Origin of the sequence: Sphaerisporangium corydalis (assembly GCF_025506355.1) — a bacterium.
Classification (GTDB): Bacteria; Actinomycetota; Actinomycetes; order Streptosporangiales; family Streptosporangiaceae; genus Sphaerisporangium; species Sphaerisporangium corydalis.
The window spans coordinates 17,716-44,017 of sequence record NZ_JANZYP010000002.1; the positions used below are offsets into that span (position 1 = coordinate 17,716).

24 protein-coding genes and 1 riboswitch are annotated in these 26,302 nt (G+C 70.0%); of the genes, 10 read left to right on the plus strand and 14 right to left on the minus strand.

The window, feature by feature from the left end:
• Positions 1 to 957: an NAD(P)H-quinone oxidoreductase gene (locus NYZ98_RS01610; protein ID WP_262840620.1), complete on the plus strand. Its 957-nt coding sequence runs from the start codon at positions 1 to 3 to the stop codon at positions 955 to 957.
• A gap of 15 nt (positions 958 to 972) precedes the next feature.
• On the plus strand, positions 973 to 1,491 hold the full coding sequence (locus NYZ98_RS01615) for a bacterial proteasome activator family protein (protein ID WP_262840621.1): 519 nt from the start codon (positions 973 to 975) through the stop codon (positions 1,489 to 1,491).
• 39 nt (positions 1,492 to 1,530) lie between these two features.
• Here the strand turns inward: NYZ98_RS01615 and NYZ98_RS01620 are convergent, their stop codons facing one another.
• Complete coding sequence (locus tag NYZ98_RS01620; protein WP_262840622.1) at positions 1,531 to 2,328, minus strand: HAD family hydrolase; 798 nt, start codon at positions 2,326 to 2,328, stop codon at positions 1,531 to 1,533.
• A gap of 237 nt (positions 2,329 to 2,565) precedes the next feature.
• On the opposite strand from NYZ98_RS01620, the gene NYZ98_RS01625 reads away from it, so the two are divergent.
• Positions 2,566 to 2,769 (plus strand): cold-shock protein, encoded by a 204-nt coding sequence (locus NYZ98_RS01625; protein WP_262840623.1) that lies wholly within the window; start codon positions 2,566 to 2,568, stop codon positions 2,767 to 2,769.
• A 159-nt stretch (positions 2,770 to 2,928) separates the two neighbouring features.
• Here the strand turns inward: NYZ98_RS01625 and serS are convergent, their stop codons facing one another.
• The 8 genes from serS to NYZ98_RS01670 form a co-directional block, all read right to left on the minus strand.
• Positions 2,929 to 4,191 carry a serine--tRNA ligase gene (serS, locus tag NYZ98_RS01630; protein ID WP_262840624.1) on the minus strand — a complete coding sequence of 421 codons (1,263 nt, stop codon included), beginning with the start codon at positions 4,189 to 4,191 and terminating at the stop codon, positions 2,929 to 2,931.
• A gap of 52 nt (positions 4,192 to 4,243) precedes the next feature.
• Positions 4,244 to 5,164: a prephenate dehydratase gene (pheA, locus tag NYZ98_RS01635; RefSeq protein WP_262840625.1), complete on the minus strand. Its 921-nt coding sequence runs from the start codon at positions 5,162 to 5,164 to the stop codon at positions 4,244 to 4,246.
• Between the two features lie 30 nt (positions 5,165 to 5,194).
• The gene (locus tag NYZ98_RS01640) at positions 5,195 to 6,499 is read right to left on the minus strand and encodes a glycosyltransferase 87 family protein (RefSeq protein WP_262840626.1); all 1,305 of its coding nucleotides are present in this window, start codon (positions 6,497 to 6,499) and stop codon (positions 5,195 to 5,197) included.
• A gap of 2,387 nt (positions 6,500 to 8,886) precedes the next feature.
• A complete protein-coding gene (gene mptB / locus NYZ98_RS01650; protein ID WP_380706916.1) occupies positions 8,887 to 10,464 on the minus strand; it encodes a polyprenol phosphomannose-dependent alpha 1,6 mannosyltransferase MptB in 1,578 nt (525 codons plus the stop codon).
• 127 nt (positions 10,465 to 10,591) lie between these two features.
• Positions 10,592 to 11,332: a glycosyltransferase family 2 protein gene (locus NYZ98_RS01655; RefSeq protein ID WP_262840628.1), complete on the minus strand. Its 741-nt coding sequence runs from the start codon at positions 11,330 to 11,332 to the stop codon at positions 10,592 to 10,594.
• Positions 11,333 to 11,374: 42 nt separating this feature from the next.
• Complete coding sequence (locus tag NYZ98_RS01660; protein WP_262840629.1) at positions 11,375 to 11,725, minus strand: STAS domain-containing protein; 351 nt, start codon at positions 11,723 to 11,725, stop codon at positions 11,375 to 11,377.
• An 889-nt stretch (positions 11,726 to 12,614) separates the two neighbouring features.
• Complete coding sequence (locus NYZ98_RS01665) at positions 12,615 to 13,742, minus strand: sensor histidine kinase (protein WP_262840630.1); 1,128 nt, start codon at positions 13,740 to 13,742, stop codon at positions 12,615 to 12,617.
• 28 nt (positions 13,743 to 13,770) lie between these two features.
• Positions 13,771 to 14,496, minus strand: coding sequence for a response regulator transcription factor (locus NYZ98_RS01670; RefSeq protein WP_262840631.1), 726 nt, complete (start codon positions 14,494 to 14,496; stop codon positions 13,771 to 13,773).
• Between the two features lie 141 nt (positions 14,497 to 14,637).
• Between NYZ98_RS01670 and NYZ98_RS01675 the strand changes: the two genes are divergently transcribed.
• From NYZ98_RS01675 to NYZ98_RS01690, 4 genes are all read left to right on the plus strand, one after another.
• The gene (locus NYZ98_RS01675; RefSeq protein ID WP_262840632.1) at positions 14,638 to 14,805 is read left to right on the plus strand and encodes a hypothetical protein; all 168 of its coding nucleotides are present in this window, start codon (positions 14,638 to 14,640) and stop codon (positions 14,803 to 14,805) included.
• A 1-nt stretch (position 14,806) separates the two neighbouring features.
• Entirely contained in the window at positions 14,807 to 15,076 is a 270-nt protein-coding gene (locus NYZ98_RS01680) for a DUF6412 domain-containing protein (protein WP_262840633.1), read from the plus strand.
• Between the two features lie 87 nt (positions 15,077 to 15,163).
• Positions 15,164 to 15,817, plus strand: a complete 654-nt coding sequence (locus NYZ98_RS01685) for a YidC/Oxa1 family membrane protein insertase (protein ID WP_262840634.1) — start codon at positions 15,164 to 15,166, stop codon at positions 15,815 to 15,817.
• Between the two features lie 81 nt (positions 15,818 to 15,898).
• Positions 15,899 to 17,098 (plus strand): arginine deiminase, encoded by a 1,200-nt coding sequence (locus NYZ98_RS01690; protein ID WP_262840635.1) that lies wholly within the window; start codon positions 15,899 to 15,901, stop codon positions 17,096 to 17,098.
• Here the strand turns inward: NYZ98_RS01690 and NYZ98_RS01695 are convergent.
• Positions 17,081 to 17,515, minus strand: a complete 435-nt coding sequence (locus tag NYZ98_RS01695) for an ATP-binding protein (protein ID WP_316249517.1) — start codon at positions 17,513 to 17,515, stop codon at positions 17,081 to 17,083. The two genes, NYZ98_RS01690 and NYZ98_RS01695, sit on opposite strands and share 18 nt — an antisense overlap.
• A gap of 152 nt (positions 17,516 to 17,667) precedes the next feature.
• Positions 17,668 to 19,554, minus strand: coding sequence for a sensor histidine kinase (locus NYZ98_RS01700; protein ID WP_262840636.1), 1,887 nt, complete (start codon positions 19,552 to 19,554; stop codon positions 17,668 to 17,670).
• 197 nt (positions 19,555 to 19,751) lie between these two features.
• Between NYZ98_RS01700 and NYZ98_RS01705 the strand changes: the two genes are divergently transcribed.
• Positions 19,752 to 20,315 (plus strand): methylated-DNA--[protein]-cysteine S-methyltransferase, encoded by a 564-nt coding sequence (locus NYZ98_RS01705; RefSeq protein ID WP_262840637.1) that lies wholly within the window; start codon positions 19,752 to 19,754, stop codon positions 20,313 to 20,315.
• Here NYZ98_RS01705 and NYZ98_RS01710 read toward each other — a convergent pair.
• Positions 20,209 to 21,600, minus strand: coding sequence for a purine-cytosine permease family protein (locus NYZ98_RS01710; protein WP_262840638.1), 1,392 nt, complete (start codon positions 21,598 to 21,600; stop codon positions 20,209 to 20,211). The two genes, NYZ98_RS01705 and NYZ98_RS01710, sit on opposite strands and share 107 nt — an antisense overlap.
• Positions 21,591 to 21,702, minus strand: a riboswitch (TPP riboswitch). It overlaps the preceding gene by 10 nt.
• A gap of 882 nt (positions 21,703 to 22,584) precedes the next feature.
• On the opposite strand from NYZ98_RS01710, the gene NYZ98_RS01715 reads away from it, so the two are divergent.
• Both NYZ98_RS01715 and NYZ98_RS41470 read left to right on the plus strand, forming a co-directional pair.
• A complete protein-coding gene (locus NYZ98_RS01715) occupies positions 22,585 to 23,877 on the plus strand; it encodes an AAA family ATPase (protein WP_262840639.1) in 1,293 nt (430 codons plus the stop codon).
• Positions 23,878 to 23,954: 77 nt separating this feature from the next.
• On the plus strand, positions 23,955 to 24,494 hold the full coding sequence (locus NYZ98_RS41470; RefSeq protein WP_380707008.1) for an RloB family protein: 540 nt from the start codon (positions 23,955 to 23,957) through the stop codon (positions 24,492 to 24,494).
• Positions 24,495 to 24,938: 444 nt separating this feature from the next.
• Here NYZ98_RS41470 and NYZ98_RS01720 read toward each other — a convergent pair whose 3' ends face one another.
• Positions 24,939 to 25,271: a rhodanese-like domain-containing protein gene (locus NYZ98_RS01720; RefSeq protein WP_262840640.1), complete on the minus strand. Its 333-nt coding sequence runs from the start codon at positions 25,269 to 25,271 to the stop codon at positions 24,939 to 24,941.
• Positions 25,272 to 25,408: 137 nt separating this feature from the next.
• On the minus strand, positions 25,409 to 26,287 hold the full coding sequence (locus NYZ98_RS01725) for an Fpg/Nei family DNA glycosylase (protein ID WP_262840641.1): 879 nt from the start codon (positions 26,285 to 26,287) through the stop codon (positions 25,409 to 25,411).
• Positions 26,288 to 26,302: the final 15 nt, after the last annotated feature.

The window sequence follows — 26,302 nt, forward strand, 5'->3', positions numbered from 1 at the left end:
ATGCGCGCGATCGTGGTTTCCGAGCCCGGTGGACCCGAGGTACTGGAGTGGCGGGAGGTTCCAGAACCTCGCCCCACACGGGGAGAAGTGCTGATCGAGGTGACCGCCGCCGGGGTCAACCGTGCCGACCTGATGCAACGGCAGGGTTTGTACCCTCCGCCGCCAGGAGTCTCGGAAATTCCCGGTCTGGAGTGTTCGGGCGTGGTCGCCGAGGTGGGCGAGGACGTCGAGGGCTTCGCGCCCGGCGACGAGGTGTGCGCGCTGCTGGCCGGCGGAGGGTACGCCGAGAGGGTGGCCGTCCCCTGGGAGCAGGTGCTCCCCGCGCCTTCTGGGGTCACTCTGGCGGAGGCGGCCGGGCTGCCCGAGGTCGTGTGCACCGTCTGGTCGAACGTCTTCATGGCCGGGCGGCTGCGGCGCGGGGAGACGCTCCTCGTGCACGGCGGGGCGAGCGGCATCGGCACCTGCGCGATCCAGATGGCCAAGGCGTTCGGCTCCCGCGTGGTGGTCACGGCGGGCACCCCGGAGAAGATCGCGTACTGCCTGGAGCTGGGCGCGGACGAGGCGATCAACCATCGCGAGGAGGACTTCGCCGAGAAGGTCACCGCCGACGTAATCCTCGACATCATGGGCGCCAAGTACCTCGGCAGGAACGTCTCCGCGCTGAACACCGGGGGCCGGCTGGTGGTCATCGGCCTCCAGGGCGGGCTCAGGGGCGAGCTGGACCTCGGGGCGCTGATGGCCAGGCGTGGCTCGATCATCTCGACCGGGCTGCGCAACCGGCCCGTGGCGGACAAGGGCGTCATCGTGCGCGGCGTCCTCGAGAACGTGTGGCCTCTGGTGGCCGCGGGAGCGGTCCTGCCGATCGTCCACGAGGTCGTCCCGATGGCGGATGCCGCGCGGGCGCACCGGATCCTCGAATCCGGGGACCACATCGGGAAAGTCCTGCTGGCCAGGTGAGCTAGGTTGAATGTCATGAATGCTGAGGAGAGCACCCCCCATATCGTGGTCGTCGGTCCCGATGGCCTGACGGTGGACGGGGCCGGCGGCGAGCACGAGGAGCGTTCGGTCGCCGAGCTGGTGGAGCAGCCGGCGAAGGTGATGCGCATCGGAAGCATGATCCGTCAGCTTCTGGAGGAGGTACGCGCCGCCCCTCTCGACGAGGCGAGCCGCAAGCGCCTCAAGGACATCCACCAGAGCTCGATCAAGGAGCTGGAGGACGGCCTCGCCCCCGAGCTGGTGGACGAGCTGGAGCGGCTGTCCCTGCCGTTCAGCGGCGGCGACGACGGTCCCGCGCCGAGCGACGCGGAGCTCCGTGTGGCCCACGCCCAGCTCGTCGGCTGGCTGGAGGGCCTGTTCCACGGCATCCAGACCACGCTGTTCGCCCAGCAGATGGCCGCCCGCGCCCAGCTGGAGCAGATGCGGCGCGCGCTGCCTGGCGGCGTCTCCCAGGACGAGCACCCGCCCCAGCGCAGCTCCGGCCCCTACCTGTAACCCGCCCGCCCCCTGTAGGCCCTCCGGCCGGCACCCCTGTCAGCCGTACAGCTTCTCCAGTACCTGGGCCACCCCGTCGTCGTCGTTGGCCGCCGTCACGTGCGTGACGGCGGCCAGCACGTCCCGGTGGGCGTTGGCCACGGCGTACGACGTGCCGGCCCAGTCGAGCATCGGCAGGTCGTTCGGCATGTCGCCGAAGGCCACCACCTCCTCCGCGCCGATGAGGTGCTCCCGGGCGAGCGCGGCGAGCGCGGTCGCCTTCGTCACGCCCTGGGCGCTCATCTCGATCAGCGCCCTGCCGCTGGAGTGGGTGGCGGTCAGCAGGTCGCCCACGGCCTCCTCCACGAGGAGGTGGAGCAGGTCGGGGTTCATGGTGCGGTGGAAGGCCAGCAGCTTGGCGCAGGGCCGCGAGATCAGCGTGGCGGCGCCCACGTGCGGCCCCGGGACCTCACCGCGGTCCCAGCCGCCGAGCCGGAACCCGCTCTCGTGGGCGAAGCCGCCCTCGTACTCCACCGAGAAGGTGAGCCCCGGGATGCGCTCCCGCAGGCGGCGCACGGCCTCGGAGAGCACCGCCGGGTCGATGAGGTGGGACTCGACGATGCGCTCGGCGTGCAGGTCGTACACCAGTGCGCCGTTGGCGCAGATGGCGAGTCCTCGGTGGCGCACGGACCCTGCGACGTTGCCCATCCACCTCGGCGGCCTGCCGGTGACGAACACCAGGACCGCGCCCGCCTGCTCCACGAGCGCGAACGCCGCCGCCGTACGCGGCGAGATGGTGCCGTCCGACCGCAGGGCGGTGCCGTCCAGGTCGGTGGCGATGAGTCTGGGGCTGGCCATAACAAGCTCTAGTTTGCCCTGTGTGAGAACCGGGACCCCCGTCAGCCCAGGGAGTAAAAGAATCTCGCCAGGAGGGGGAACAAAGGGCCGCAGATGGTGTTAGATGTGGTGGCGTTGTATTAGCTGAACCCGATGTGCGAAACCAGCTTGACTGTCTGAGCGGCCCCGGGAAGCTGTGCGACACACCCCGGGGTTCGCGAGGTGTGGACCCCAAGATCAATCGCAGGGAGAGCTTTAATGGCTCAGGGAACCGTCAAGTGGTTCAACGCCGAGAAGGGCTACGGATTCATCGCCCCCGACGGTGAGGCTCCGGATGTCTTCGTGCACTTCTCCGAGATCGTCGGCAACGGCTACCGCAGTCTCGAAGACGGCCAGCGGGTCGAGTTCGAGGTCACGCAGGGACAGAAGGGTCCGCAGGCGTCGCAGGTCCGCGCCGTCTGACCACTGACACACACAAGGCGGGGTTCGCGTAAAGCGAACCCCGCCTTCGTGTCGTATATCGCCCACACCACTCTGACAAAGCGGACATAGGTAGCAGACAGTGCGAGAGTAAGCCCCCTTCCAAAGGGGAATAGCGGTTTACTCTTCGTCAGGACCTGACTACTTGACCGGCTCCAGGACGTCCAGTCCGACATAAGGCCGCAGCGCCTTGGGCACCACCACCGACCCGTCGGCCTGCTGGTGGTTCTCCAGGATGGCCACGATCCATCGCGTGGTCGCCAGGGTGCCGTTGAGGGTGGCGACGTGCCTCGGCTTCTCGTCGGTGTCGCGGTAGCGCACGGCGAGCCTTCGGGCCTGGAACTCGGTGCAGTTGGACGTCGAGGTGAGCTCCAGGTAGCGGTTCTGCGTCGGCAGCCACGCCTCGCAGTCGAACTTCCTGGCGGCGCTGGTGCCGAGGTCGCCCGCCGCGGTGTCGATCACCCGGTACGGCAGCTCGGCCTTGGCCAGCATCTCCTTCTCCCACCCGAGAAGGCGGGCGTGCTCCTCGCGCGCGTCCTCGGGACGGCAGTAGGAGAACATCTCGACCTTGTCGAACTGGTGGACCCGGATGATGCCCCGCGTGTCCTTGCCGTACGACCCGGCCTCGCGCCGGAAGCACGACGACCACCCGGCGTACCGGATCGGCAGCGACCCGCCGTCGAGGATCTCGTTGCCATGGTAGGCGGCCATGGGGGCCTCGGAGGTGCCCACGAGGTAGAGGTCGTCGGCCTCCAGGCGGTAGACCTCCGAGGAGTGGGACCCGAGGAAGCCCGTGCCGGCCATCGCCTCGGGCTTGAGCAGCACCGGAGTGATCATCGGCACGAAACCGGCCTCGATCGCCTGCTGCATGGCCATGTTGAGCAGGCCGAGCTGCAGCCGCGCGCCCGCGCCGGTCAGGAAGAAGAACCGGGCACCGGACACCTTGGCGCCGCGCTCGGTGTCGATCGCCCCGAGCATCTCGCCGAGTTCGAGGTGGTCGCGCGGCGTGAAGTCGAAGCTGGGCTTGTCCCCGACCTCCTCCAGCACCACGTAGTCGTCCTCGCCGCCGGCCGGGGCGCCCTCCTCGATGATGTTGGGCACGCCCGCCAGGAGCGCGTCGAGCTCCTTGGCCAGCTTCTCCGACTCGGCCTCGGCGCCCTTCACGTTGGCGGCGAGATCCTTGGCACGGCCGAGAAGCGCGGCACGCTCGTCGCCGGAGGACCTGGACACCGACTTGCCGACGGTCTTCTGCTCGGCGCGCAGCGACTCGTAGCCGCTCAGCGCGCTTCTGCGCCGCTCGTCCAGGTCGAGCAGCGTGTCGACGACGGAGTCGTCCTCACCGCGGGCACGCTGCGACGCCCGTAGCCGGTCCGGGTCCTCACGAAGGGTACGCAGGTCAATCACGTGGTAAAGGCTACCGATGTCCGACCGGCGCTCGCGCGCCTATTGTCCTCTGTCAGGCCTGGCCGGTGCGGATCCTGGCCAGCCAGCCGGCCGCCTCGGCGAAGTCGGGGTCGGCCACACCGGACTTGAGCTGCGGAGAGACCCGGTCGGCGCGCGGGTAGCTGCCGAGGAAGCGCACGTCGTCGGAAAGCCTGCGCAGACCCGACAGGGCCTCGCCGACCCGGGCGTCGCCGACGTGACCCTCGGCGTCGAAGTGGAAGAAATAGCGCCCGATGCCGTCGCCGGTCGGCCGCGACTCGATGCGCGTCAGGTTGACCCCGCGCACCGCGAACTCGCTCAGCATCTCCAGCAGCGCGCCCGGGTGGTCGTCGCGGAGGAAGGCCACCAACGAGGTGCGGTCGGCACCGGTCGGCTCGGGCAGCGGGCCCGGCCGGGAGACCCGGACGAACCGGGTGACGGTGTCGTCGCGGTCGCCCATGCGGGCCGCCAGCTCGAACAGCCCGTAGTGCTCGCCCGCGATGGCCGGCCCGATCGCCGCGTCGTACGGCGAGCCGGGCATGGAGACCTCAAGCGCGGCGGCGGCCGTCGACGGCGCGGCGACCACCACGGCGTCGGGCAGCTCGCGGGCCAGGTAGTTGCGGCACTGGGTGATCGCGGCCGGGTGGGTGTAGACCCGCTTGATCTGCGGCAGGCCGATGCCGGGCCGCACCAGCAGGGAGAACTCGACGGGCAGGAGCAGTTCGGCGCTGATCAGGAGCGGCTCGCCCCAGGCCAGCTCGTCGAGCGTGACCGTGATCGCGCCCTCGACGGAGTTCTCCAGGGGGACGACGGCGCCGTCGGCCTCGCCGCCCCGCGCGGCGTCCAGCGCCGCCGACACGTTGGCGCACGGCAGACGCTCGGCGTCCGGCGCGAGGATCCGCAGGGCCGCTTCGCAGAACGTGCCCTCGGGTCCGAGATAGGCGAGTTTCGGCATATCACAAGGCTACCGGCCTGTCCGCCCCTCTCACTCGAGATATCCATGACTGACGCTGGAGCCGGGCCCGACAGGGGTCGCGGCCCCGCGACGGGCCAGCAGCCACACCAGGCCGACGGCCCCGAGCCCGAACGCGTCCTGGACGATCCGCCCGGCGACGGGGCTGAGTACCGGGATCTCGGCGGCTCGCAGCGAGACCCCCCACCACGGGATCGGCAGCACGTAGTAGAGCCAGACGCCCGCGGGCACCCAGAGCCACGCGAGCTCGCGCCACCCCCGCGCGGAGGCGGTGGCGGTGGCGTGCCCGGCCAGCGCGGCGAGGACGACGATCATCCAGGCCAGGTGGTGGATCCAGGCGACCGGCGAGATCAGCACGGCCATCAGGCCCGTCAGCGCCACGGCCGTCATCTGGTCGCCGTCGCGCAGCGCCCTGCGGGCGTGGCGGAACCCGTACCAGGCGATGGCGGCCACCAGGGCCAGCCAGAGGAGCGAGGTGAGCCAGCCGGGCAGGTAGAGGCGCAGCAGCATCCCGCGGATCGACTGGTTGGTGGTGGAGGTGTTGGACCCCACCCGATCGGAGTCGAGCAGGGCGGAGAACCAGAAGGCGCCGGCGTCGTGCGGGATCACCAGGAACGGCAGGACGGTCAGCAGCAGCGTGGTGAGGGCCGCGATGGAGAAGGTCCTGCGCTGCTCGGGAAGGCCGTCCCTCCCGAAGCCGGTGATCAGGAGATATATCAGGAAGACGCCGGGGGTGAGCTTGACCGCCGTGGCCAGCCCGATCAGCATGCCGCGCGGCCACCACGGCCGGCGCGCGACACAGTCCACCAGGCACAACATCACCAGGATGATGTCCACCTGGCCGAACCGCACCTGGTCCCTGATCGGCATGAGGTACATGCCCGCGACCGTCAGCACTGCGAACAGCGCCGGCACCGCCCACGCCGGCCGGCCGGGAAGGTGGCGCTCGAACCGGGCGAGCAGCTCGCGGAAGGCGAACCAGACCGTCACGGCGAGGGAGGCGAGGACGCCGATCGTCCACACCCACTGGGCCGCCGGCCAGGACATCGCGGCCAGCGGCACGGCGAGCAGCGCGGCGATCGGCGGGTAGGTGAACGGCAGCAACTGGGGCGCGGGCGTGAACGCGTCGTAGACCGGGAACCCGCGCAGGACGCTCTCGCCGCCGAGACGGTAGACGTCCAGGTCGACCAGGCGCTGGTCGAGGGGGTTGGACAGCCAGTAGGCGACCAGGGGGACGGCCGCCGCGCCGATGATCAGCAGGGCCAGCGGCCACGTCCACCACCGCCGTACGGGCAAGGGCGCGGGCTCAGTACTCACGACCTGGCAGGCTACCGCCTCTTCGCGGGGACGCGGGGGTCGTGGTCCTGGCTATGGTTTCCAGGGCGAAGTGGTCGCCGGAGGGTGGAAGCGAGGGTTCCCGTTGGACATGCGAGACGCCGTCCGGACGTGGGCGGCGCTGGTGTGGGCGCTCGGGCTGGCCGTCCTGCCCACCGGCCCGGCCCAGGCCGCCTCGCACACCGCTCCCGCCCCGCGAGAGGTCACGGCGCTCCGGCACGGTGCGGCGCCCCCGCACGAATCCGCCGCCCAGGTGACGCTCCGACACGGCGGATCCGGGACGTATTCGGCGCCCCCGCGCGAATCCACCGCCCAGGCGACACTCCGGCAGCGCGGACCCGGGGCGCGGGGAGCGGTGCCGGCCGTTCGCGGCGCGGGCGCCGCCGGGCGAGGGGCGATCGCCGGGCGTGTGGTGCTGGTCGGGGTGCCGGGGCTGGAGTGGGCCGATCTCAGTGAGGCCGGCACGCCCAACCTGTGGGCGCTGGCGGGCCGGGGCGCGTCGGCGTCGATGTCGATCCGTGCCTATCCCCGGCCCGACCGGGCGAGCACCTGCCCGGTCGCCGGATGGCTGACGGTCTCGGCCGGCCAGCGCGCGGGGTCGGCGGCGGGCGAGTGCGGCCTTCCCCCCGCCCCCGTGGCCGCTCCCGACGGCTCGGCGAGCGTGCCCGGGTGGGCCGATCTGGCGTCCTTCAACGCCGCCACCTCCTACCGCGCCACGATCGGCCTGCTCGGCCAGGCCGTGCGGGACGCCGGGGGGACGGTGGCCGCCGCCGGGCCCGGTGCCGCCCTCGGCGCCGCCGACAGATCCGGAAAAATCGCGAAATATGCCGAGAACGTGGGCGGGCTCGGCGATCTCGGCCGGTACGACCTCGTCGTGGCCGGCATCGACGACCTGGCCCGCGCCTGGATCACCCAGCCGGGCGCGGCCGCGCCGCCCCCCGACCTGACCCGGCAGGCACGGGCCGAGGCGGTTGCCCGCGCCGACCGCCAGGCCGGCGAGATCCTGCGGCTGGTCCCCCCAGGCGCCACCACCCTCATCGCGGGCCTGTCCGACGCCTCCGCGCGCTCCCACCTGCACGTCGCGATCGCCGAGGGCCCCTCCCCGAGCGGGCCGCCGTACCGCCACGGGCACCTCACCGCCACCTCGACCCGCCAGGACGCCCTGGTCACCATCACGGACGTGACCACCACCGTCCTGGACACTCTCGGCGTCCCGGTCCCTGAAGGCGCCGTAGGGCGCCCCTGGGCCTCCGGAGGGCCATCCCCCGAACGGGTCTCCGACGCCGTCAGGGAGCTGTCCGACGCCGATCTGGCGAGCCGTGTCCTGGTCGAGGTGCGCGCGCCCTTCTTCGCGGTGCTCGTCGCCCTCCAGCTGATCTTCTACGGGCTGGCCGCCCTCGCCGTCCGCCGAGGGTGGGGCGGCGCCCGCGTCCTGGCGGCCACCCAGGTCCTCGCCGTGGCCGCCGGGGCCGTCGCGGTGTCGACGTTCCTGGCGCAGCTCGTCCCGTGGTGGAACCTGCCGCACCCGATGGCCGCGCTGATCGCGACGATCGCGGCGAGCGCCGGGCTGCTGGCGGCGCTCGCGTTCGCCGGGCCGTGGCGCGCCCACGTCCTCGGCCCGCTGACCGTCGTCGCGGCCGTGACCTCGCTCGCGCTGATGATCGACGTGATGACCGGGTCCCGGCTCCAGGTGAACGCCGTCACCGGGTACGAACCGGTCACCGGCGGCCGGTTCTACGGCTTCAGCAACATCGCGTTCGCCGTGTACGCGACCGGCACGATCCTCGCGCTCGCCAGCGTGGCGCAGGTCCTGATGGAACGCGGGCGCCGCGCGGTGGCCCTGGCCGTCTGCCTGGTGTACGGGCTTTTGGCGATCTTCGCGGACGGGTGGCCGGGGTGGGGGGCCGACTTCGGCGGGGTGCCCGCGTTCGTCCTCGGGTTCGCGGTGTTCATGCTGATGCTGTCCGGCAGGAAGGTGACCCCCGGGCGGCTGGTGGTCGTCGCGGCCGGCGGGGCCGCGCTGGTCGGCGTGATCGCGGTGGCCGACTGGCTGCGCCCGAGCGAGCAGCGCACCCACCTGGGCGCCTTCGTCCAGCAGGTGGCCGACGGCGAGGCGCTGCCGGTGGTCGGCCGCAAGCTCGGCGCGATGCTCGGCACGCTCGGGAACTGGCAGCTCACGGCTCTCTCGCTGGCCGCCCTTGCGTTCCTGTTCTTCGTGCTCGCCCGCCCCTCGCGGTGGGGCGTCTCGGCCCTCGGCCTGGCCTACACCGGGGCGCCCGCGCTGCGCGCCGGGCTGTTCGGGGTGCTCACCACGGCGCTGGCCGGCTTCCTGGTCAACGACTCCGGCATCGCCATCCCGGCCATGGCGCTCACGGTCGCGGTGCCGCTGACCCTGGCCGCGTCCATCCGCGCGCTGCAGCGCGGAGGGCCCACCACACCAGGCCGGCCGTCAGCGCCAGCAGGATCCACGGCACCACCTGACCCCGCCACACCGTGACCAGCCAGCCCAGGTCGGGCGGCTGGTCCTTCTGGCGGGCCGGCAGGTAGGCGAGCGACAACACGGCCATGCGGGCGGCCACGAACCCGTCCAGACCGGTCGCGGGCACCATCGCCAGCAGCGCGAAGGCCAGCCCGTCGTACCAGGGCAGGGCGTACGGGGTGGCGAACAGCCAGGCGGCGACCGCCACCGCGGCCACCCCCGCGGCCTCGACCGGCCGCCCGAGGATCTCCTCGGGCCCGCGTGCGGCCCGCGCCACCCGCTCACGGAACCCTCGCCACCCCGGGACGCGCCGCCCGTACGGCCTCACCGGCGCCGCGCCGGTGATCCCGTACGGCTCCCGCAGGGCGCGCGCGAGGACGGTGGCGAGCAGCGCGAGCGAGAGGAGCGACGCGGCCTGGATCCAGGCCCGGTAGGCCCCCGGCCCGAAGACCGACTGGAGCCCGTGCTGCAGGAGGTGCCAGGGGGTGGCCCAGGAGATCGACTTGCTGGCGTGCAGCACCTGGTCCAGCGAGCGCGGGCCCGCGGCCAGGTAGGCGGCCACCACGACCAGGACCGCCGGGACCGCGACCGCCACGAGCCGGAGCGGATGCCGCCGCAGCCGCCACGCGGGGCCGAGGGCGACCAGCCCCGCGTTGACCTTGACCGCGACGCCCAGGCCGAGCAGGACACCGGCCGTCCACCAGCGCCTACCGCCGCCGGCGGCCAGCGCGGCGGCCATGAAGACGATGGCGAGGGTGTCGACGTGCATCCCGGCGACGAGCTGGTAGATCACCAGGGGGTTGGCCGTCCACATCAGCGCGGCGCGGGCCTGCCGTGACCGGTCGCCGCGCGTGGACCGGTGCAGCAGCAGCCCCGTGACCACGAACGCGGCCGCGTTGACCGCCGCGAGCGCGAACACCGTCAGCCGCACGGAGGAGCCGCCGACGAGGGAGGCCAGGGCCTGCACGGCCGTCGCGACGGGCCCGTAGACGCTCGGCTCCTCCTGCCAGGGCACCTCGACCGCGTCCGCGATCGGGTCTCCCGGCAGCGAGAGGGCGCCGGTGGCGTAGGGGTCGTGGCCGAGTACCGCCATCCGGCCGTAGGCGGCGTAGTTGAGGTGGTCGGCCGAGCCCGAGGGCGGCAGGAAGGCCAGCACCACGACGGCGAGGCATCCGGCGAACAGCAGGACGCGCGGGTCGGGCGACCAGCCCCTGCGGGCGGCGACCAGCCCGGCGCCGAGGCCGAGCGCGCCCAGGATGACGGCCGCCGCCTCCATGGCGATGACAAGGTGGCCGCCGGGGTGGGCCTCCAGCGAGTACGGCGGCTGCCACGCGGGTCCGGCCAGGCGCGGCACTACGGCCGAGGGGCCCAGGGCGCCGATGGCGAACGTGACCATGACGCTGAGCACGACGCCCGCCCCCGCGACGCCGCCCAGCCGGGCGGCCGCCGGCCCCTCGCTCCCGTTCACCGGACGATTCCAGCACACCACCGGAGCTCCCCGCGCCACACCGGCGCCCAGGGGACCGCGCGGCCACCAGGGACCGCGTCGGACCGGGAGAGACCGCCGCGCGCCCGTGAGGCCGGGAGAGGCGGGGTCAGCGGGAGCCGCGTACCGCGCCCTTGAGGTCGGCGAGCACGCGCTCGCGGGCCGCGATGGCCAGCGCGACGTCACGGAACTGCCGGGCGCGGTGGACCTGGGCGTGCCAGTCGGTGCCGGTCGCGCGGTGGGCCATCTCGACCTCGACCTCGACGACCCGGAAGCCCTTGCGCACCAGGTCGATCGTCAGGCCGGTCTCGACGCCGAAGCCGTGGGCCAGGGGGCGGGCCGCCTCGAACGCGGCCCGGGTCAGGCAGCGCTGCCCGTTGAGCGGCTGGCCGGCGTCCCAGCCGGAGGCGCGCTTGATGCCCTCGCGCGCCAGCCGCACGACGAAGCCGTGGCCGCCCAGCCTCACGCGCGTGGTGAACACGGCGATGCTCATGTCGGCCGTGCCGGCGCGCACGGGGTCGACCAGCGGCGCCGCCCTGCCCGCCGTCTCGGCCAGGTCGGCGTCGAGGAACAGCAGGTGGTGGGCCACCTCGCCGTCGAAGAGGCGCACGGCCTCGGCGCCGCTCTCCATGGCCGCCGCCTTGCCGCGGTTGCGGCTGTGGCGGACGACGCGCGCGCCCGCCGCCTTGGCGACCCTGCCCGTGTCGTCGAACGAGCCGTCGTCGACCACCATGACCAGGTCCACCCCGGGAATGGCCAGGGCGGCGGTCACGGTGGCGCCGATGCGGTCGGCCTCGTCCTTGGCCGGGATGATCACCGCTGTGTCGGGCTGTGCGGATGGGTCGCTCATCGCTCCTCGTCCGATTCGGTGCCGTGAGGCGGCCGATCGACGCTAGCCCGGATGCTCCGACGTGAGCAACTCGGCCGGGATGGTGTCGTGGACGGTGAACACCGAGTCGAGACCCGTCACCTGAAGGATCTTGCGGACGGCCGGGCGTGGTGAGGCGACCTCCAGGAGGCCGCCGCGTTCTCGCATTCTCTTGAGCGCGGACAGCAGGACGTTCATGCCGGTGGAGTCGCAGAACTCCACGCCGGACATGTCTATGACGACCCGTTCGGGCCCGGTCTCCAGCAGGCGGGTGAACTCCGCCTGCAGGCGAGGCGCGGTGTACAGGTCGATTTCGCCGACGACCGTCAAGATGGCCTGGCCGGCATGTGATCGGGTCGAGACCTTGAGCTCCACAGCGGGCACACTAGCGCCGTACCGGCTCCGGGTCACGTTCTACGCGATAACCGAAGAGTCGTCCGCCCTTTGTTCCCTGTTTCCGCCTCATGGAAACGCTGAGTACGCAAAGCTTGACGCTATGCGACACCGGCTCGGCCGGAAGGGGGGAGGCCCGGAACCTCCGCGTCCGGTCGTCACTTCGAGAAGGAGGGGCGGGCGTGAAGAGCGACGGGCCCGACAGCTGATGAACACTGAGATACCTGAGGATCCCCAGCGACAGTGCATGCGGCGGCGCCTGGAGGGGATCCTGGCCCGGACGGACAGGGCCCGCGCCTGGGGAGACGCGGCCCTTCCACTCCAGTCGTTGATCAACAGAGATGGATTCGTCCCGATAAAGACGCGCCTGTCCGTCGACGATCTTGAAATGCTCGTGGGGGTGCGTAAAGAACTGCTCTGTTTCTCCGAGCTGGGCCTGCGCCTGCTCGACCTGCACCAGCCGCGTGACGCGGGCGGCATCACCAGCGACGCCGCCCATCCGATCCTGCGCTGCCGCAGTTGCATGTGGCGCTGGCCGTGCCCGACGTTCCGCGCGATGTCGGAGGCGCTCGACGCCCTGTCCGCCGAGGAGCCCGCGCGAGGCCAAGCGCCCGCCGCCGGGCCCGCGGGCGCGTCGGAGGGCTTCGGCGCGGCCGTCCCCTTCCGGGCGGGCGACGTGGCCGACACCAACGCGTCCATCGACATGTCCGGCTACCGCTTCGTCAGCGGCTGGGCCGGGGGGCCCGTCGAAGGCACCGTCACCGGACCCGCGCCGGAGTTCCGCCCGGCCGGCGGCGCGCCGGGCTTCCCGCCGCCCGGCGGAGGGGCGCAGGAGTTCCGCCCGGCGGCCGGGGTGGGGCCGGAGTTCCGGTCAGGTCGCGGGGTCGCAGACCGGAAGCCGGATCTCGAAGCGGCACCCCGCGCCTTCGTTGACCACGGCGATGGCGCCTTCGTGCGCTTCGACGATCCCGCGCGCGATGGCGAGCCCCAGCCCCGCGCCCCGATCGGGGCCAGGGGTCCGCGCGGCCTCGCCGCGAAAGGCCACGTCGAAGACCCGTGGTAGGTCGTCCTCGGGGATCCCGCCGCACCCGTCGGCCACCGACAGGCGCGCGGTCGACGCGTCGGCGACCAGCCGCACGGTCACGGTGCCGTCCTCGGGGGTGTGCCTGATCGCGTTGACGACGAGGTTGCGCAGGGCCCGGCCGAGTTCGGCCGCGTCCGCGTAGACGGGCAGCACGGGCCCGGCCTCGCCGGTCAGCCGCACTCCCTTGGCCCTGGCCAGGGCCTCCACCCCCGCGAGGGCGTCGGCCACCACGTCGCCGAGGCCCACGCGGCGCGGGGACAGCCGCAGCGCTCCCGCGTGGATGCGGGACAGCTCGAAGAGGTCGTCCACCATGTGCGACAGGCGGTCGACCTCGACCCCGATCTGGCCGTGGTAGCGGCGCACGGTGGCCGCGTCGTCCACGACGCCGTCCTCCAGGGCCTCCACCATGGCCCGCATGCCCGCCAGCGGCGTGCGGAGGTCGTGGCTGACCCAGGCGACCAGTTCGCGCCGCGCGCCCTCCAGGGCCCGCTCGCGTTCCCGCCCCTCGCGCAGCCGCTCGTACGCCTGGTCCAGCGCCCGGGAGATCGTCTCCAGCTCCGCGGGGAGGCGGCCGGGCGGCGGGACGTAGTCCTGCGAAGGGGACACCGCCTCAACGGCGCCGACGAGTGTGGTGCTGGCGGCGACCACCTGGCGGGCCACGACCATCGCGACGCCGACGCCGACCAGGCCGCCGACCACGACGACGGTGAGCACGACGTTCTTGGGATGGCCGTCGATGATCATGTCGATGGTGATGGCCACCACTCCCGCCAGCGTGGCCGTGACGGTCACCACCGCGACGACGGTCAGCATGACGCCGATGGAGCGCCCGCGCAGCAGCCGGAGCACGGCCAGGCCGAGCGCGGCGATGACCAGCCCCAGCCCGGCCGTGACGGCCGTGATCTGCAGGATCACCGGACCGCCAGGGCGCCGGCGCGGCGGGTCACGCGCGCGGCCCGTCGGCGTCGCCGGCCACCGGCTCGTAGCGGTACCCCACTCCCCATACCGTCACGATACGGCGGGGGGCGGTGGGATCCTGCTCGACCTTCTCCCGCAGCCTGCGGACGTGGACGGTGACCGTGGAGGTGTCGCCGAACGACCATCCCCACACCTGGTCCAGGAGCGCGGCCCGGCTGAACGCCTGCCGGGGGTTGCGCATGAAGTACGCGAGCAGGTCGAACTCGCGGGCCGTCAGGGTGATCTCACGGTCGCCCAGCCGCACCTCGTGGGCACCCACGTCGACCAGCAGGTCGCCGTCGCGCAGCACGCCGGTGCCGGAGGTGACCAGGGCGCCCCGCGCCCGCCGCAGCACCGACTGGACGCGCAGGGCGAGCTCGCGCGGGCTGAACGGCTTGGTGACGTAGTCGTCGGCGCCGGTCTCCAGGCCGACGACCCGGTCCATCTCCTCGCCGAGCGCGGTCAGCATGATCACCGGTACGGGCCAGCGCTCCCTGAGCTTCTTGCAGACCTGCAGGCCGTCCATGCCGGGGAGCATCAGGTCGAGGACCAGCAGGTCGGGCGGGTCGGCCAGCGCCCTGCGCAGCGCCTCGGCGCCGTCGCCGACGCTCTCGACCAGGTGCCCGTCGCGCTGGAGGTACTTGACGACGACCTCCGCGACGGTCGGGTCATCGTCCACCACGAGGATCCGAGGTCGGGGCGTCGCGTTCATCACCCCACGTTAGAGCCGTTGCAGACCCTTCCACGAATCCCGTCACCACTTCGTAAGACCGGCGCGCGCGGGAAAGTCACGATCTCGGCCAATGATCGGGCAACGCTCGCGAGCGGGCGCGGTGCGACGTACCTTCTGGATATGGCCCGCATAGTTCTCTCCGTTCTCGGCGTCTTGCTCGCGCTTTTCGTGGTGTTCGGGATCCTGATCCCGGCCGTCGTCGGGATCCTCAAGCTCCTGTTCGTCATCGCCGTCATCGGCTTCGTGGTCGTCGCCGGCGTCACCTTGGTGGGAAGGCTCTCGAAGTAACGTGACCCCCCTCCACACCACCGTCGCGCTGCTCGCGCAGCTCCTCGCCGGGCCGTCTGGTCCGGCGACGCTGACGACGGCCGGGCTGGTGGGGGTCACCCTTCTGCTGTTCGCCTGGGCTCTCGGACGGCTGGCCTCGGTCCCCCGGGTGGCGGTGGCCACCGGACCACGCCCCCGTGCCGCGCACACCGTGTTCGTGCGGCTGTGCCACCCGGCCACCGCCGGCCGCCCGAGGCCCAGAGCACCATCGGCAGGCCCCGCGCCCGTCTAGCGGTCCAGGTCACGGCCCCTCCGTGCCCGGCCCGCTCCGGCGGGCGCTTCGTCATGCTCACCCCCACGACGAAGGGTCCTCCCGATCATGTTCGACACCGTCATCGACTCCGCCTACCACCTCATCAACGCCCTCGGTTCCCTCACGGGCGCGGCCGTCGCCATCGTCCTTTTCACCCTGGCCGTCCGCCTGCTCCTGCTGCCGCTCAGCGTCCGGCAGGCCAGGGCGCAGAAGGCGCGCCTGCGCGTCGCCCCGCAGGTCGAGGCGCTCAGGAAGCGTTTCGCCCGCGACCCCGAGCGCCTCATGAAGGAGACCTCGAAGCTGTACGCCGCCGAGGGGACCTCGATGTTCGCGGGAATCCTGCCCGGTCTCGGCCAGGCGCCGTTCTTCATGGTCACCTACCGGGTGTTCATCTCGGCGGTCATCGCCGGGCACCCCAACCTGCTGCTCGCGCAGAGCGCGCTCGGCGTGCCGCTCGGCGAGCATTTCGCCACCGTGGTCGCGGGCGGCCTGCTCAGCCCGCCCGCGCTGGTCTTCCTCGGGTTGTTCGCGCTGCTGGCGGTGCTGGCCTGGGTGACGTGGCGGCGCATGGCCGACGTCCGGCCCCGCGCGCTGCGGCTGATGCCGTTCGCCACCATCGTGGCCGCGGCGTTCCTCCCGCTGGCCGCGGGACTTTATCTGCTGGTCAGCACGGCGTGGACGGCGGGGGAACGGGCCCTGTTGTACCCGAAGCCGGTCTGATGTGGCCCCTTGGGGTGCTTGTACGCCACTACGGTTGATTGTCGTATGTTCGAGCGAAGTGCTGCGACCGGAGGGCGAACCATGAACGGTGCCGACAGCGAGGTCGGACGGCTGGAGACGGTCATGCTCCACCGTCCCGGCGCCGAGCTCAAACGGCTGACGCCCCGCAACAGCGACAAGCTGCTCTTCGACGGCATCCCCTGGGTGGGCAAGGCCCAGGAGGAGCACGACGCGTTCGCGCAGGCGCTGCGCGACCACGATGTCGAGGTCCTCTACCTGACCGAGCTGCTCCAGGACACGCTGGAGTACGACGCCGCGCGGCAGGAGATCATCACCGCCGTGCTGGAGGATCGGCGGCTCGGCGACCGGCTCGCGCAGCTCACCCGCGACCACCTGGGGGACCTCGACCCCGAGGACCTCACCCAGACGCTGATCGCGGGGCTCGCCCGGGAGGAGCTGAAGACCGGGCGCGGCCTGGTGTACGGGCTGATGGACCGGCACGACTTCGTGATCGACCCGCTGCCCAACCTGCTGTTCACCAGGGACTCCAGCGTGTGGATCGGCGACCGGGTGGCCGTGACCAGCCTCGCCATGCCGGCCCGTACGCGCGAGAGCCTGCTGACCCGCCTGATCTACACCCACCACCCGAGGTTCGCGGGCGTCGACCACCTGTACGAGCCGTGGCTGGAGCACGTGGAGGGCGGCGACGTGCTGCTGATGGCCCCGGGCGTCATCGCCGTGGGCACCGGCGAGCGTACGACGCCGGCCGGGGTGGAGCGGCTGTGCCGGCGGGTGTTCGCGGCGGGTCTGGCGCACACCATGCTGGCGGTGCCGATCGCCCAGCAGCGGGCGACGATGCATCTCGACACGATCTGCACCATGGTCGACGTGGACACCGTGGTCATGTACCCGCCGGTGGCCTACTCGCTTCAGGCGTACACCGTGACCATGATGGACAACGACGAGCTTCGCGTGTTCGAACCCCGCCCCTTCCTGGAGGCGGCGGCCCAGGCGATGGGCATCGAGCGGGTCAAGGTCATCGACACCGGCCTCGACCCCGTCACGGCCGAGCGCGAGCAGTGGGACGACGGCAACAACACCCTCGCGCTGGCCCCGCGCGTGGCGGTGGCCTACGAGCGGAACGTGGAGACGAACGCCCGCCTAGAGGCGTCGGGCGTCAAGGTGATCCGAATTGCGGGCAGCGAACTCGGCAGCGGCCGGGGCGGCCCGAGGTGCATGTCCTGCCCTATCAGCAGAGAGCGGCTACCCGCACTCGCGTAGGGTCCCCATTTCGGGCGTTCGTACTTGTGAATTAAGGACAGCGACCGGGGCGTGCAACGTCGCCCATACCGTGGTCGTCTCGCCGTCGTGGCGCACCCCCCAGCGCACCGCGAGGAACTCGACGATGCCGAGCCCCCGGCCGCCGAGAGAGGAGAGCGTGGGGCGTCCGGCGCGAGGCTCGGTGGCCGCTCCACCATCACTGACCGTGACCTCCAGATGTTCGTCGGCCCAGTCCCATGTGGCCATGATCTGGCCTGATGGGAGCGGGTGTGCGTGACGCAACGCATTGCTCAGCAGCTCGCTCACCACTAGCACGGCATCCTCGACCGCGGAGGCGAACACTCCCCATGACTCGAGATCGGCGCTGAGACGCTGGCGTGCGACGGCGACGCTGGTCGGCGTATACGGCAACAGCACGACGCCCTCACTTCCCCGTTACCCTGCATTTCCCCCTGAGGAAAACACATCCCAGTACGACCGAAATGCCCCGTTCGATGGTTCTGGAAACCGCACGGCGATCATTGCTTGTGCAGATTCGACAATAGGCGAGCACACTCGTTACCAGCCCGTTACCGGTTCGGTGTGTCGGATCCGATATAGGCCGGCGCGGTGCCGAGGACGAACCTCATTCGGGTGCCTCCACCAGGGCGGGGATGCGCGGTGACCTCGCCTCCCTGAGCGCGCGCGAGGCTGCGCACGATGTAAAGCCCGAGCCCCACTCCGCCGAACCTGCGGCGGTCTCCCGCGTCGGCCTGGACGAATCGTTCGAACACGCGCTCACGGTCGCCCGGCGCGATTCCCACGCCCTCGTCGTCCACCACCAGGACCACTCGGTCCTTTTCCGACCAGGCCAGAACGCGGATCAATCCGCCTTCCGGTGAGTATTTGAAGGCGTTCTCCAGAAGCTGGCCGAGCAGGATGTCGGTGGCCAGCGCGTCGCCGTCCACCCATGGCAGGTCGCCGGGGATGACGACCTCGACGCGGTGCCGGTCGGACAGGACCGGCATGCCGAGCGTGGCCGCGCGCACCCGCTCCCCGAGGTCGAAGCTCTCGACCTGGACCTTCAGCTCCTCGGCCCCGGCACGCGCGCCGAGCAGCAGGTGGTCCATGAGCTGGCCGAGCGCGCGTGACCGCTCGGCGATCGTGCGGACGGCGGAGCGCCGCTCGACGTCCGACAGCTTGTCCCAGCGGGCGTCCAGCGTGCTGGCGAACCCCCGCACCACGGTGATCGGCGTGCGGAGCTCGTGGCTGGTGGTGGCCAGGAACAGGTCCTTGGCCTCCTCCAGCTCCTTGGCCCGCGTCACGTCGCGGAAGTCGACGACGATCTCGTCGGTCTCGTTGATCCCCGCGCTGACCACGTCCAGCCAGCGGCCCGAGGGGAGCTGGGTGGTGAGCTTCTCCCCCGGGGAGGGCAGCGGGAAGGGCGGCGGCCCGCCGATCACCTCCTCGGCACGCAGCCCGGTGAGCTCCTCGGCCGAGGGGTTCCACTGGCGGACGAGCCCGAGGCCGTCGAGGACCGCGATGCCGTCCGCGCTGGCGTCGACGACGGCCCGCTCGTGGGCGCGCTGCCGCACGGCGTCCTGGTAGGCCATCGCGTTGGCCAGGGCGATCCCAGCGTGCCCGGCCAGCAGCTCCAGCAGTTCCAGCTCCAGGTGACCGGCCTTGCGCTTGGCGAACAGCGCGTACAGCGCACCGTACGGCCGGCCGCCCACCGCGGCCACGCCGAGCGCGATGGTGTGCAGGCCGGGCAGCTCCGACCAGATCAGCTCGTCGAGCGCGGCCTGGTCGCCGGTCTCCAGCAGCACGGTCTTGCCGGTGCGCAGGAGCTTGCCGACCAGGCTGGTCCGCAGGTCGGCCGTCGCGCCCCGTAGCCGGTCGGGCAGGCCGCTGGTGCTGACCAGCCGCAGGCGCCCGTTCTCGATCAGCACGAAACCGCCGGCGTCCGCGCCGGTCAGCTCGGTGAGGCTCGCCGCGATACGGTCGAGGACCGGCGGCAGCTCCAGCTCGGCGTTGATGCCGCCGACCACGTCGGTCAGCCGCCGGACGAGCCTGGCCCTGCGTGCGCCCCTCTCCCTGGTCACCGAGTCGCTCTCGACGGGGTGGTAGACGCTCACGTACCCGAGCAGCGCGCCGGCCGCGGACCGCAGCGCGCTGATGTCCACCCCGACGTCGATCGCCGACCCGTCGCTGCGCAGGCGCTTGGTGCGCAGCGAGACCGGCCCCCCGGTGCGTACGCGCTCCAGCACCGCGTTGTGCTCGGCGACCAGCTCCCCGGGGACGAGCGGCGCCCTGCGCCCGGTGATGTCGCCCGCGGTCCAGCCGAAGAGGTGCTCCGCGGCGGGATTCCACACCAGGACCGACAGGTCGCGATCGACGGCGATGACGGCGTTGGGGGAACTCGCGAGGACAGCGGTGGCCAGGCCGTCATCGGCGTTCTCTACCCCGTCGTCACTCATGACCCCCATCGTGCCCGTTTTTGCAACCGCGCCTCGGCACTTTCGATGTGCGAATCGTCGCATTCGCCGGTCACGTACCTAATCGCGGCCTTTGTGGCACCCTGGCGGGACGACATGGGCGCCGCGCCCTCTGTCGCGGCCGGTGGACGGCTCCGCTCCTATACGCTGCGGATAGCGGGACCGGGAGGGGTGCGGCCATGACGACAGGGGATCTCGAGGCCCTGGTGCGGGTGACCGCTCCCGGATACGTGGGCGAGACCCCGCCGGACGTGGCGTTCGGGATGACCGACACCCCGGTCGGGCGGCTGGCGCTCGGCGTCACCGCGCGCGGCGTGGTCGCCTGCAGCTACGAGAACGAGCACGTGGTCTTCGCGCGCATCACCAAGGAGATCGGCACCTTCATCGGCCCCGACCCCCGCCGCCTGGACCCCATCCGCCGCGAGCTGGACGGCTACTTCTCCGGCCGGCTGCGCGCCTTCACCCTGCCGGTGGACCTGCGGCTCGCCACGCCCTTCGCCCGCACGGTGCTCCAGATGACGATGTCGGTGCCCTACGGCAGCGTCACGACCTTCCCGGAGATCGCCGAACGCATCGGACGGCCGCAGGCGTTGCGCGCCATCGGCAACGCGCTGACGGCCAACCCCATCTGCGTGATCATCCCCTGCCATCGGGCGATCGAGGCGCCGGGTCGTCCTGGAGGCTACGCCGGTGGCCTCGCCGCCAAGGAGCGGCTCCTCCGCCACGAAGGCGCCACCCACTGACCAGCGTCACCAGCGCGGACACCAGGAACGCGGCCAGCGCGGCGTTCATCCAGACCGGCCGCTCGAACCCGATCGCGTCCCGCAGGCCCGTCCACACCGCGTCCCACCACGACACCGTCTCGGCCGTCGTGACCAGCCAGTACGCCACGAACCCGAGCACCCACGGCACGAGCATCCCCCACCGCGACGGCGCCCCCGCCGAGGTGTCCCACCGGGCGGCACCGCCGAGCAGGAAGTAGTCGACCGCGAGGACGGCGAACATCGGGACGAACACCGCGCCGATGACGCTCAGGAAGGCCGCGTAGGAGTTCACGTCGGCCGACAGCGCGATGACCGTCGTCAGCACGCCCACGCCGACCGAGAAGACGCGCCGGTCCACCTTCGGCAGGAAGTTCTGCAGCGACATGGCGGTGGAGTACACGTTGGCGAACGACTGGTCGGCCTCGCGGAGCACGAGGACGCCGAAGAACAGCCCGCCGAGCGGCACCGCGACGAACGCGTCCCACACCCGCGCGGGGTCGTTCCCCACCAGGCTCAGCGCGAGGATGCCGAGGACCAGGCACGCGACCTGGGCGATCGTGTAGCCACTGACCACGCCGGCGAAGGCCGACCGGCCGGACCGCGAATGGCGGGCGTAGTCGGCCGCCACCGGCACCCAGGAGACCGACAGCGCGATCACGTAGTCGACCGCCGGGGCGAACCCGCTCCAGCCCCCGCCGCCCAGGGAGGGCGCCTCGCGCAGCAGCGCCACCGCGAGCCACACCATCGCGACGACGACCCCCGCCGTCACGAACCGGCGCAGCAGGCGGATGGCGCCCAGCGGCCGGATCGTCAGCGCGATGGTGAGCAGGCCCGCCGCCACCACCCACACCTGCTTCGACACCGCGTCACCGAAGATCGCGGCGGCGCCCTCGGCGATCACCCACAGCTCGAAGGCCCCCCAGCCCAGCATCTGCAGGATGTTCAGGACCGTCGGGACGTAGGACAGCTTCGCCCCGAACAGCCCGCGCAGCAGCACCATCGCCGGCGCGCCGGTGTGGGCGCCCGGCACCGCCGCGAGGCCGACCATGACGGTGCCGACCAGGCTGCCGACCACCGCCGCGAGCACGGCCGCCACCAGGCTCAACGGCGCGCCGCCCGGCGGGTGGAGCAGGTAGAGGGCCCCGGAGAAGCCGAGCAGGCTCACCCCGAGATTCGCCCAGAACGCCCCCTGGTCCAGCAGCCCGAGTGTCCTTGGCGGAGCCTCACCGAGGGTCAGGGGAACCTCATCGACGACGGACGACATCGCACACTCCCTACGCCGGCATTACCCGGACAGGTTCATGCGGTCGGCAGCGGTCCCAGCTACCCTCTCAGCCCGTTACCCCGAGCTCCCGCGATCTTTTCGCACTTGGCGCCCCCATCATGCCTCATCAGACGTCCGCCGACCATGAGAGGTAGCTCACGGCCCGACCAACGGGTACGTCCGTGAACGTCCGCCAAAGTACAGCCAAGTCCGCAGCGGTAGCTGTACTTTCCGGCTGTACATCGCGTACGAGCACCAGGGCTTCGCGCGACCATCCGGTAGCGACGCGACAGGGACACACCCAACCGCACCCAGAGGATCTAGCCGCTAGACGCGTCTACCTCCTCCTGGCTTCGAAGGGCTGCATCTCAACATCGTGACCATCTGGTTGACCAAGAGCGGCTATGCCACCAGCAAACCTGACTTGGCGCTGTACATATGGGTATGCCAATCGACTGGATGAATCAAATGCAATACTCCGACGGCATCGCAGACCCACCACAAAAAGCACCCTGATCAGGAGGAAAGTGTCTCTAAGCGGAAATTTCAAACCTATTCAGCGAACGATCCTCATCCAGCAAGTGATCCTTTGAAGCAGTCCGCCAAACCACCTTGCTGTTAGGCGCTGGGGCACCTACTGCAAACGGATGCCGGTCAGGACGCAGAGGCTCCCATGAGTGTATTCGGGGGCGTGCACAAGGCCGGTGGCGATCAACCGGATGAGAGAACTCTGCGTGCAGCCCTCCTGGTCGGTCACTCGTCCGGCAACCCACACCAGGGGCCACGCTGGGCCCACAGCCCGGAAGCTGCGCTGTAGTTACTCGCTCCCGACCACGTACCAGCTCCAACCTCGGCGTGACGATGGTTGTGTCAGCCCAAGCGGCTAGGTGTCTGCATGCGTGCTGCGCTCAGATCTCGGATTTCGTCCAAGTTTTACGGTCTAGCCTCTGTGTTAGCGGCGAGGTTGCAAGGTACGGTGAGATCATGTTGATCAGGTTTGAAGCGACGAACTATCGCTCCATCCGGGAGACGGTCGAACTCTCGATGGTCGCGATCGATCGAGATCGAGAAGCAGCCCGCTTCGAGCCGCTGCTCGGAGAGAGCCTTCTGCCAGTTGCGGCGGTGTATGGGCCAAACGCCTCCGGGAAATCCAATGTCATATCCGCATTTGCTTGGCTTCGTGACGCAGTACACCTTTCACTCCAAATTTGGGAGGATGAAATACCAATTGACGCATTTGCCTTTGGTGGTGGCCCTGCATCCGCTAGTGAATTTAACATCGAAATTGTGGTCAATGGTGTTCGTTTCGAATATATACTCATAGTGGATCGCGAACATGTGATCCACGAAGGGTTGTTCCACTACCCCGAGAAGAAGCGCAAGCGAATATTTGAACGAGAGAACTCCGAACTAAAACTGCAAAGAGGCCTGGGTGGCCTATCCGGCACTCGCGAACTCATGACGCCCAGGTCGCTGGCACTTTCAATCGCGCGACGGTTCGATGAGCCACTGATATCGAACTTCACACAGAAATTGCTGGGCATACAGAACCTAGGCCACATGCCCAGAAATGGCATCTTCCCAGGCATTTCAAGGAGAATACTCCGAAGCTCGTCTTATCGCCCAACGGTTCGATGGTTTGAAGAAGCCAGCAACCAACCATCACTCTTTAGTGATAGCGACCTTGGTGATAAATTCACGGGAACTCGTCAACAGGCTTTGGCGCTGCTGCGCTTGGCAGATCTTGGTATCGAAGACGTAATCGTCGATCACCAAGAGATTAATTACTCTGATTCGGAGGTGCGTACCCAGCGTAGAATCCGGCTGCTCCACAAGACCTCCGAAGAGAGCGCACCGTTTGATTTCAATAACGAGTCGGATGGAACGAGAACATGGTTCTCTTTAATCGGTCCGGTTCTAACCGCCCTGCAGGCGGGCTCAGTTGTGCTCTTCGATGAATTGGATGCGAGTTTACATCCAACCTTGTCGGCAGAATTAGTGAGCCTCTTCCACAGCCCAGCTACGAATCCCCGGGGCGCTCAGCTGATCTTCACGTCTCACGACACGAGTCTTCTGAATCACCTAAATAGGGACGAGGTCTGGCTAACGGAAAAGCAGGCTGACGGATCCACCCGGCTCGGCGCATTGGCCGATTTCGCCGGGGAGCGCGTGCGCAGATCCCAGAATCTCGAGAATGCATACCTTCATGGAAGGTTCGGCGCTCTTCCTCAGGTTGATCAGACGGCTTTGCTACGCGCTCTAGGATTGATCGGCTGATGGTTTTGAATAGATACCAGAGAGGTGGCCGACCACTTAGGAGAACGGCCGCGAAGCGGCCCGAACTACGTACAATAATGGTGTTTTGTGAAGGCAAAAACTCCGAGCCCGACTACGTGAACGGTCTGAGAAAACTGCCCCATATAGCTGAAAATACAGCACTGAGCATAAAGATTCACCCCGATCAAGGGGTACCACTTACCCTGGTCAAGAACGCCATAGAGTATAAGAACGACCCCGAAATTGACGAATGCTGGTGCCTTTTTGACGTCGAATGGCCTAAACATCACCCCAACTTAAACCAAGCAATCAGTCTCGCAAGTTCAAACGAAATAAACCTCGCAATATCAAATCCATGCTTTGAACTGTGGCTAATCCTGCACTACCAGAACTGTGGCGCATTCATGGACACAGATTCCGCAGAACGTCAATCTCGTTCACTAGACGGCCGACTTGGGAAAAGTATTGATTCTGCAATCTATATGCCCTTACGAAAAAAGGCTGCGCATTACGCTAAACTTCTCGAGGAAAGACACATCCAGGACGGCACATGTTTCCCACACGACAATCCCTCCTCCGGGATGTATAAGTTTCTTTTAGATCTTGAGGGTGAGTAGCGACGGACGTGGCCAGCACGGTATGATTCGCCGACTGTGTTCGCCTCGCTCACAGGTTCATGCGGTCGGTAGCGATGTCAACTACTCTCTCAGCCCGTTGCTCCGACGATCATTTTGCACTTGGCGCTTCCCTGTCGCCTCACCAGACACCCCCGACCACGAGAGATACCTCACGGCCCGGCCATTGCGGGGGTTGATCGCCGCGAAGCGGCTGGGAATCGCGCGAAGCACCGTTTTCTGGATGGGCGTCTTGAGGCCTGGGTACGGCTCGGCGCGCCTTGGGGGTGGAGGCGCGCTGAGACGTGTGGGTGGTGGAGGGGGAGATACGGCTCGGCCGCCGCAGGGCCGGGGGACGCCCCGGAGGTCGCGTCACTCCCTGGGGGCGAGGCCGTGCGCGGGCCGGTCAGCCCGGGGTGAGGCTGCCGGCGGACCGGCCGGGCCTTTTCATGCGACGAACGGGCGGCCTCCGTTCTCGGCGACCATAGGGCGGCCCGCGGCCTCCCAGGACTGCATGCCACCTTCGATGTTGACGGCCTCGCGGCCGACGTGGTTGAGCCATGCTGTGGCGCTGGCGGACCTGCCGCCGACGCGGCAGACGACGTACACCGGCACGCCGGTGGGGACCTCGTTCACTCGCTGCTGGAGCATGCCGAGCGGTATGTGGACGGCCGTGGGGGCGTGTCCCGCCTGCCACTCGTCGGGCTCGCGCACGTCGAGCAGGAAGACGTCGTCGGGCACGGCCGTTGCCTCGATCTCTGGGACGGTCATGCCGTCCATTGTCCCCGCTCTGCGAGCGTTCCGCCCGCTAACGGACGGTTGTGTGTTGATAACATTCCGTCGCCGCGGCCGTCCCAGGGCCTGGTCCGGACGTTCCGGCACCTCAGGGGCCGGGTGCGGCGGGAGGTGGGGTGGGATTATTTGAGGAGGCGGGAGAGGCGGCGGTCGGCGAGGGGCTTGCCTCCGGTCTGGCACGTCGGGCAGTACTGCAGCGCGGAGTCGGCGAACGAGACCTCCTTGATCGTGTCGCCGCAGACCTCGCACACCTGCCCGGCCCGGCCGTGGACGCGCAGGCCCGACTTCTTCTCGGTCTTGAGGTCCTTCGCGGCGATGCCCCGCGAGCGCTCGACGGCGTCGCGCAGGGTGGTGACGATCGCCTCGTGCAGTTCCGCGACCCCGTCCTCGGTCAGCGAGCCCGCGATCTTGAACGGGGACATCCTGGCGGCGTGCAGCACCTCGTCGGAGTAGGCGTTGCCGATGCCGGCGATCACCTTCTGGTCGCGCAGGAGGCCTTTGATCCGCGTGCGGCTGCCGTTCAGGATGGCGCCCAGCGCCTCGGGGGTGAACTCGGGCGCCAGCGGGTCGGGGCCGAGGCTCACGATGCCGGGCACCTCGCCCGGGTCGCGGACGACGTACACCGCGAGCCGCTTCTGGGTGCCCGCTTCGGTGAGCTCGAACCCGGGCTGCCTGCCGTCGTCGTCGGGGGCGAACCGCACCCGCACCGCGAGCGGGCTCTTGCCGGGCCGCACGGGCTTGGCGCCCGACAGGTCGTCCCGCCAGCGGAGCCAGCCGCCGCGGGCGAGGTGGGTGATGAAGTGGATCCCGTCACAGTCGAGGTCGAGGAACTTGCCGTGCCGGGCGACCCCCGTCACCGTCAGGCCGGCCAGCGACGTCACCGGCGGGTCGACCGTCTTCAGCGCCTGGAAGCCCGGCACCTCCACGGAGGCGATCGGCCGGCCGACGGCATGCTCGCGCAGGAACCCGGCGAGCGACTCCACTTCGGGAAGCTCTGGCATGTCCTCACACTAACC

Excerpts from the sequence above, each read along its gene's own strand:
- NYZ98_RS01710 (WP_262840638.1), bottom strand. The coding sequence starts at position 21,600 with ATGTCGTCCGTCGTCGATGAGGTTCCCCTGACCCTCGGTGAGGCTCCG.
- NYZ98_RS01670 (WP_262840631.1), bottom strand. The coding sequence starts at position 14,496 with ATGAACGCGACGCCCCGACCTCGGATCCTCGTGGTGGACGATGACCCG.
- NYZ98_RS01690 (WP_262840635.1), top strand. The coding sequence starts at position 15,899 with ATGAACGGTGCCGACAGCGAGGTCGGACGGCTGGAGACGGTCATGCTC.
- NYZ98_RS01625 (WP_262840623.1), top strand. The coding sequence starts at position 2,566 with ATGGCTCAGGGAACCGTCAAGTGGTTCAACGCCGAGAAGGGCTACGGA.
- pheA (WP_262840625.1), bottom strand. The coding sequence starts at position 5,164 with ATGCCGAAACTCGCCTATCTCGGACCCGAGGGCACGTTCTGCGAAGCG.
- NYZ98_RS01620 (WP_262840622.1), bottom strand. The coding sequence starts at position 2,328 with ATGGCCAGCCCCAGACTCATCGCCACCGACCTGGACGGCACCGCCCTG.
- NYZ98_RS01705 (WP_262840637.1), top strand. The coding sequence starts at position 19,752 with ATGACGACAGGGGATCTCGAGGCCCTGGTGCGGGTGACCGCTCCCGGA.
- NYZ98_RS01675 (WP_262840632.1), top strand. The coding sequence starts at position 14,638 with ATGGCCCGCATAGTTCTCTCCGTTCTCGGCGTCTTGCTCGCGCTTTTC.
- NYZ98_RS41470 (WP_380707008.1), top strand. The coding sequence starts at position 23,955 with ATGGTGTTTTGTGAAGGCAAAAACTCCGAGCCCGACTACGTGAACGGT.
- NYZ98_RS01610 (WP_262840620.1), top strand. The coding sequence starts at position 1 with ATGCGCGCGATCGTGGTTTCCGAGCCCGGTGGACCCGAGGTACTGGAG.
- NYZ98_RS01685 (WP_262840634.1), top strand. The coding sequence starts at position 15,164 with ATGTTCGACACCGTCATCGACTCCGCCTACCACCTCATCAACGCCCTC.
- NYZ98_RS01725 (WP_262840641.1), bottom strand. The coding sequence starts at position 26,287 with ATGCCAGAGCTTCCCGAAGTGGAGTCGCTCGCCGGGTTCCTGCGCGAG.
- NYZ98_RS01715 (WP_262840639.1), top strand. The coding sequence starts at position 22,585 with ATGTTGATCAGGTTTGAAGCGACGAACTATCGCTCCATCCGGGAGACG.
- NYZ98_RS01720 (WP_262840640.1), bottom strand. The coding sequence starts at position 25,271 with ATGGACGGCATGACCGTCCCAGAGATCGAGGCAACGGCCGTGCCCGAC.
- NYZ98_RS01655 (WP_262840628.1), bottom strand. The coding sequence starts at position 11,332 with ATGAGCGACCCATCCGCACAGCCCGACACAGCGGTGATCATCCCGGCC.
- NYZ98_RS01700 (WP_262840636.1), bottom strand. The coding sequence starts at position 19,554 with ATGAGTGACGACGGGGTAGAGAACGCCGATGACGGCCTGGCCACCGCT.
- NYZ98_RS01615 (WP_262840621.1), top strand. The coding sequence starts at position 973 with ATGAATGCTGAGGAGAGCACCCCCCATATCGTGGTCGTCGGTCCCGAT.